Genomic DNA, 5,856 nt, shown 5'->3' on the forward strand with positions numbered 1-5,856 from the left:
CCGGAGCGGCGGCGGAGCAGGATCGAGGTGACGGCCATCGAGATGCCGAACAGCACCAGGGCGACGACGCAGGCCGCGCCGTAGTTATAGCTCTGCCCCGGCGCCTCAGCCCGCCATCACCTCGCACACCTGCCAGCCCGGCCGGGCGTGGTTGCCGGGGTCGACCGGCGTCGGCGGCGCGACCTCCGTGCCCTGCGCGGTGGCCAGCACCGGCTGCAGGAAGCCCGCCATCGAGGTGCCGCAGGGCTCCGGCCCGGCCTGCACCACCGAGTCCACCAGCCGCAGCTGCCCCGAGGCCAGGTCCACCCGGTCGAACTCGAAGGTCAGCTGCCGCCGCACGGTCTCCAGGGTGACCGGCGCTCCAGCCGGGGCCCCGGCCGGCTTCAGCGCGTAGACGAAGGTGTGGTCGGTGGTGATCCGCAGGGTCCCGCCGTCCGCCTCGTCGATCCGCATCGCGCCGACCACCTTCACGGTGTTCGAGGCCAGCGCGACCCGCGTCGGGTCGAAGCGGACGATCCAGCCGGTCACCGCGTGGTGGCGGTCGTCCACCGGTTGGGCCACGCTCGCGTCGAACTCCGCCTGCTCACCGGGTGTGACGAAGTCCCGGACGCCCGCGGTGGCGCCCTGGACCAGCGCGGCCGGGGAGAGCGAGGAGGCGACCAGGTAGCGCTGGACGGTGTCGAGCGCCTTGCCCACCTCGACCCGGCTGAAGTGCCCGGTGGCGGCCCCGGTCGGGGTGTTCAGCCCGACCGTGCCGTCCGCGTAGCCGGGCGGCAGCGCGGCGAAGGGGTTCGCCGGATCGGCGACCGGGTGGACGGCCGAGGACGGGCTCAACGCGACCAGGCTGACGGTCACTTGGCTGCCCTCGGGCCGCACCGCGGCGCCCTTCGGCGAGCTCACCCCGAAGTACACCGCGGTCCCGAAGGCCAGCAGGACGAGCAGCAGCAGCAGGAGCGCCTGGCGCGGGACGGTGCCCAGCGGGCCGAGCCGCACCCGCGGCCGGGTGGCCTTGCCGAAGGAGCCCGCGAGCCGCTCCCGGGCGGACAGTTCCTGGATGCGGGCAGCCCGCACGAACGATTCGTCGAACACGACGGACCGGAATTCGTCCTCGTTGCCGGAGCCGTCCTGGGGCGTACCCTCAGGAGGCTCTCGCGGGTCACCCACACCACCAGGGTAGGCGGACACCAGCGCCGCCACGAGGGTCCGGGCGCACATTCCCGGGGACGCTCCGTGACCACCGCTCCGGGGCGTACGCCCGCGCCCGGAAGCGCCCGCGCCCGCCCCTCCGACCCGCCCGCACCCGCACCGGCCGGACCGGCCGGACCGCGCTAGCCCGCCGGCGCCGTGACCACCAGCGGCGGCTCCGCCGGCGCCTGCCCCGGGTCGGCCCCGACGCTGCTGCTGCCGGACTCGGGGCGCCGGGGCGCCCCCGAGGAGCCGCCCACGCCCTGGTAGACCGCCGCGACCGCGACCGCCACCAGGCTCACGCCCATGATCACGGCGAGCACCCAGGCCACCGGCCGGTGCCAGCGCTGCTGAGCCACGTACCGCCCGTCGGCGCGCACCGGGTCGTAGCCTCGTCGCCACCGCCGCCGGACCCGGCGGTCGGCCGCCCGGCCCGGCCCCGACCACGGGTCGGGGTAGAGGTGGTCCGCGTCCAGTCCGCTCGGGTAGGGGCGCAGCTCCAGCGGCAGCCCCTCCCCGGCCGGGACGTCACGGCCCCAGCCCGGACCCGCGGTCTCCGGCTCGAACCGGGCCTCGGCGGCGGCGAGTTGCCGCTCCTTGGCGGTCGGCTCGTGCACGGCGGCGGACCGGACGAAGGCCTCATCGAAGACCACGGTGGCGAACTCGTCGTCCGCACCACCGTGGTCGGCGCCGTCGGGGTACGGGAAGCCCCCCACATCCTCAGCCACGGATTCAGCGTATTACCGGCCGGGCGATTTGTCTGTGGCTCCCGGCAGTTGGTCCGTCACACGTGTGACGGCCGCCCCTCGGAGCGCGGTCAGCGCCCGTCCGCGCCCCCGCCCACGGTCTGCGTCGCCTCGCCGCGGACGTGCCCGTCACCAGTGACGATGTACTTGGTGCTGGTCAGCTCCGGCAGGCCCATCGGGCCGCGGGCGTGCAGCTTCTGGGTGGAGATGCCGATCTCCGCGCCGAAGCCGAATTCGCCGCCGTCGGTGAAGCGGGTGGAGGCGTTGACGGTCACCGTGGTGGAGTCCACCAACCGGGTGAAGCGGCGGGCGGCGGCCTGCGAGGTGGTGACGATCGCCTCGGTGTGGCCGGAGGACCAGCGGCGGATGTGATCGACGGCGGCGTCCAGCGAGGGCACCACGGCCGCGGCCAGGTCCAGCGAGAGGTACTCGGCGCCCCAGTCCTCGTCGGTGGCCGGCACCACGGTGGCCGGGCCGCCCTCGGCGGCCTTCAGCACCGCCTCGTCGCCGTGCACCGTCACCCCGGCCTCGGCGAGGGCCGCCAGCGCGAGCGGCAGGAAGGCCTCCGCGACGTCCTGGTGGACCAGCAGCGTCTCGGCCGCGTTGCAGACGCTGACCCGCTGGGCCTTGGAGTTCAGCAGGATGCCGACGGCCATCGCCAGGTCGGTCTCGGCGTCCACGTAGACGTGGCAGTTGCCGGTGCCGGTCTCGATCACCGGGACGGTCGAGCCCTCGACCACGGCGCGGATCAGCGAGGCGCCGCCGCGCGGGATCAGCACGTCCACGTAGCCGCGGGCGCGCATCAGCTCCTGGACCGAGTCCCGGCTCTCCCCCGGCACCAGCTGGACCGCGTCGGCGGGCAGCCCGGCCGCGGCGACGGCGTCGCGCAGGACGGCGACCAGCGCGGTGTTGGAACGGTAGGCCGAGGCGGAGCCGCGCAGCAGCACCGCGTTGCCGGACTTGAGGCAGAGCGCGGCGGCGTCGGCGGTGACGTTCGGGCGGGCCTCGTAGATGATGCCGACCACGCCGAGCGGCACCCGGACCTGCCGCACGTCCAGGCCGTTGGGCAGGGTGTAGCCGCGCACCACCTCGCCGACCGGGTCGGGCAGGCCGGCCACGTCGCGCACGTCGGAGGCGATCGCGGCGATCCGCTCGTCGGTCAGGGTCAGCCGGTCGATCACCGACTCGGCCGTGTCGGCCGCCCGGGCCCGCTCCACGTCCTCGGCGTTGGCCGCGACGATCTCGGCGCTGCGGGCCACCAGGGCGTCGGCGACCGCCAGCAGCGCGGCGTCCTTCGCGCCGCGCGGCAGCGGGGCGAGCAGGGCGGCGGCCTCCCGGGCTCGGCGCGCTACGGCGAGGACGGGGCTGTCGGCGGTGGCGAGGTCGCTGGTCATGCCGCCAAGGGTAGCGACTGCCCCCGCCCCGCCCGGGCGGCATTTCGCCCGGTGAGACGCCGTACCCGGCCGGAATGCCGTGCCCGACCAGGATGCCGTGCCCGCCCGGGCCGCCGGGTCCGACCGGGACGCCGGGTCCGACCGGGACGCGGCCGTGACGCCGGCTCCGGCGCGCACACGCCCGACCGCGGCTCAGTACGGGTGCACCCCGCCCAGGTGCGGTGGCGGATCGCCGAAGCCCTCCGCCACCCGTTTGTGGTACGTCGCCCGGTCGACCACCTCCAGCCCGACGATCTCCCACGGCGGCAGGTTCGCGGTGACCTTGTGCTCGCCCCACAGCCGCAGCGCGATCGCCGCCGCGTCGTGCAGGTCCCGGGCCTGCTCCCAGTAGCGGATCTCGGCGTGGTCGGCCGCGTAGCGGGCGGTCAGGAAGAACGAGTGGTCGTGCGCCAGCTGCTCCAGCGAGGCGCGCAGCGCGGACAGCGGGGTGACCTGCCCGGCCACGCTCAGCACCACGTGCCACAGCCGGGCCTGCTCGGGCACGGTGGGCGGCTGGGCCGCCCGGTCGCGGTCGGGCCGCAGCCTGCGCACCCCGCCGGGCCGCTGCGTCGGCGGACCGGCCGGCTCGGCGGGGCCGTCCCCGCGTCCGCCGTCGATGCTGGTCAGCCGTCGGCCCGCCGTCCCTGCGGTCAGCGCTCCCTCGCGCCTGCGTTCCACCGGCGGCCTCCTGTTCGGCGATGTCCTGTCGTCCCCACCGGCCCCGTCGGCCCTCGGCCGACGGGTACGGCTGCGCCCCTCCTCGCCGGTGGCCGGTCCGCTCCGGGTACGGAGCGGCCCGCCGTCCGCGCTGCGCCGATCGGCCGGGCGGCCGGTGCCGGCCCCCGGGCCGGGAAGCCGGGCCGGTCAGCCGCGCAGAACGACCAGGTCGTCGCGGTGGACGACCTCGCGCTCGTACGCGGCGCCGAACTCCTGGGCCAGGTCGCGGGTGGACCGGCCGAGCAGGCGGGGCAACTCCCTCGCATCAAAGTTGACCAGTCCGCGAGCCACGATGTGGCCGTTTTCGCCAAGAAGGTCCACCGGATCACCCGCGGCGAACTCCCCGTCGACCTTGGTGACCCCGGCCGGCAGCAGCGAGGCGCCGCCGGAGACGACCGCCCGGACGGCGCCCTCGTCCAGGTGCAGCGCCCCGCGCGGGCTGCTCGCGTGGGCCAGCCAGAGCATCCGGTCGGAGGTCCGGCTGCCGGTGCGCAGGAAGAGCGTGCCGGTGGGCCGGCCGGCCAGCGCGTCGGCGGCGTGGCTGGCGGCGGTGAGCACCACCGGGATGCCCGCGCCGGTGGCGATCCGGGCCGCCTCGACCTTGGTGACCATGCCGCCGGTGCCGACCCCGGCCTTGCCGGCGCTGCCGATCTCGATGCCGTCGAGGTCCTGCGGGCCGCGCACCTCGGCGATCCGGCTGGTGCCGGGGCGGGCCGGATCGCCGTCGTACAGACCGTCGACGTCGGAGAGCAGCACCAGCAGGTCGGCCCGGACCAGGTGGGCGACCAGGGCGGCGAGCCGGTCGTTGTCGCCGAACTTGATTTCGGCGGTGGCGACGGTGTCGTTCTCGTTGACGATCGGCATCGCGCCCATCGCCAGCAGCTGGTCCAGGGTGCGGTAGGCGTTGCGGTAGTGGGCGCGCCGGCTGGCGTCCTCGGCGGTGAGCAGCACCTGCCCGACCCGGACTCCGTAGCGGGCGAAGGAGGCGGTGTAGCGGGCGACGAGCAGTCCCTGGCCGACGCTGGCGGCGGCCTGCTGGCGGGCCAGGTCCTTGGGCCGCCTGTCCAGGCCGAGCGGGGCGAGTCCGGCGGCGATCGCGCCGGAGGAGACCAGGACGACCTCCGGGGCCTCGGGGCGGGCGCGCAGCTTGGCGAGCGCGTCCACCAGGGCGTCGACGCGGTCGGCGTCCAGGCCGCCGGCCGCCGTGGTCAGTGAGGAGGAGCCGACCTTGACGACGATCCGCCGAGCGGTCAGCACCTCCTCCCGCAGAGAGTCCTCGCTCATCTCGCTGTACGCCCTTCCGGTGTGGTGCGGGTGCGACGGGGCCCGGGACCGGCCGTCACCCCCGAAATCTACGTGATCGGCGCAGGTCACCGGCGGGTTGTTTCACCGGCTGGACCCGGGGCGGCCACGGGCCTGCCACAGTCCGGCCGCGAATCCGGATGGCTGGTATGGTCCCTGACCGCAAGCCAGATCGGGGGACGGCTTCTTGCCCGCTGGACCCATGTCGTCATCGACCCTTCCTGTCACGACGGGCGGCGCCGCACCGGGCAAAGGCCGGCAACGGCCGCGGCCGCGCGCCCAGGAGAAAAGCGCACCATGCGTTCGTACACCACCAAGCTGACCGTCGCCGCGCTCGCGGCGGCCACCGCCCTGTCGCTCGCCGCCTGCGGGCCGGACAACGCGGACACCCCGGCCGGTACCGGCGGCGCCACCGGCGCGGCCCCGGCCCAGACCGGCGGCGCCCAGACCGGCGGCGCCCCGACCGGCGCGAC

Annotated in this window: 5 protein-coding genes and 1 pseudogene; all 6 read right to left on the minus strand. The window is 75.7% G+C overall.

Going from position 1 to position 5,856, the window contains the following annotated elements:
• A pseudogene (locus tag AB0E96_RS37255) lies at positions 1 to 95 on the minus strand (sugar ABC transporter permease); the annotation flags it as partial.
• A 10-nt stretch (positions 96 to 105) separates the two neighbouring features.
• Positions 106 to 1,164: a hypothetical protein gene (locus tag AB0E96_RS37260; protein ID WP_359830669.1), complete on the minus strand. Its 1,059-nt coding sequence runs from the start codon at positions 1,162 to 1,164 to the stop codon at positions 106 to 108.
• 164 nt (positions 1,165 to 1,328) lie between these two features.
• A complete protein-coding gene (locus tag AB0E96_RS37265; RefSeq protein WP_359830671.1) occupies positions 1,329 to 1,913 on the minus strand; it encodes a hypothetical protein in 585 nt (194 codons plus the stop codon).
• 89 nt (positions 1,914 to 2,002) lie between these two features.
• A complete protein-coding gene (locus AB0E96_RS37270) occupies positions 2,003 to 3,325 on the minus strand; it encodes a glutamate-5-semialdehyde dehydrogenase (protein WP_359830673.1) in 1,323 nt (440 codons plus the stop codon).
• A 192-nt stretch (positions 3,326 to 3,517) separates the two neighbouring features.
• Entirely contained in the window at positions 3,518 to 4,042 is a 525-nt protein-coding gene (locus AB0E96_RS37275) for a hypothetical protein (protein ID WP_359830675.1), read from the minus strand.
• A gap of 186 nt (positions 4,043 to 4,228) precedes the next feature.
• Complete coding sequence (gene proB, locus AB0E96_RS37280; protein WP_359830677.1) at positions 4,229 to 5,365, minus strand: glutamate 5-kinase; 1,137 nt, start codon at positions 5,363 to 5,365, stop codon at positions 4,229 to 4,231.
• Between the last annotated feature and the right edge of the window lie 491 nt (positions 5,366 to 5,856).

This window comes from Kitasatospora sp. NPDC036755 (genome assembly GCF_040636595.1).
Classification (GTDB): domain Bacteria; phylum Actinomycetota; class Actinomycetes; order Streptomycetales; family Streptomycetaceae; genus Kitasatospora.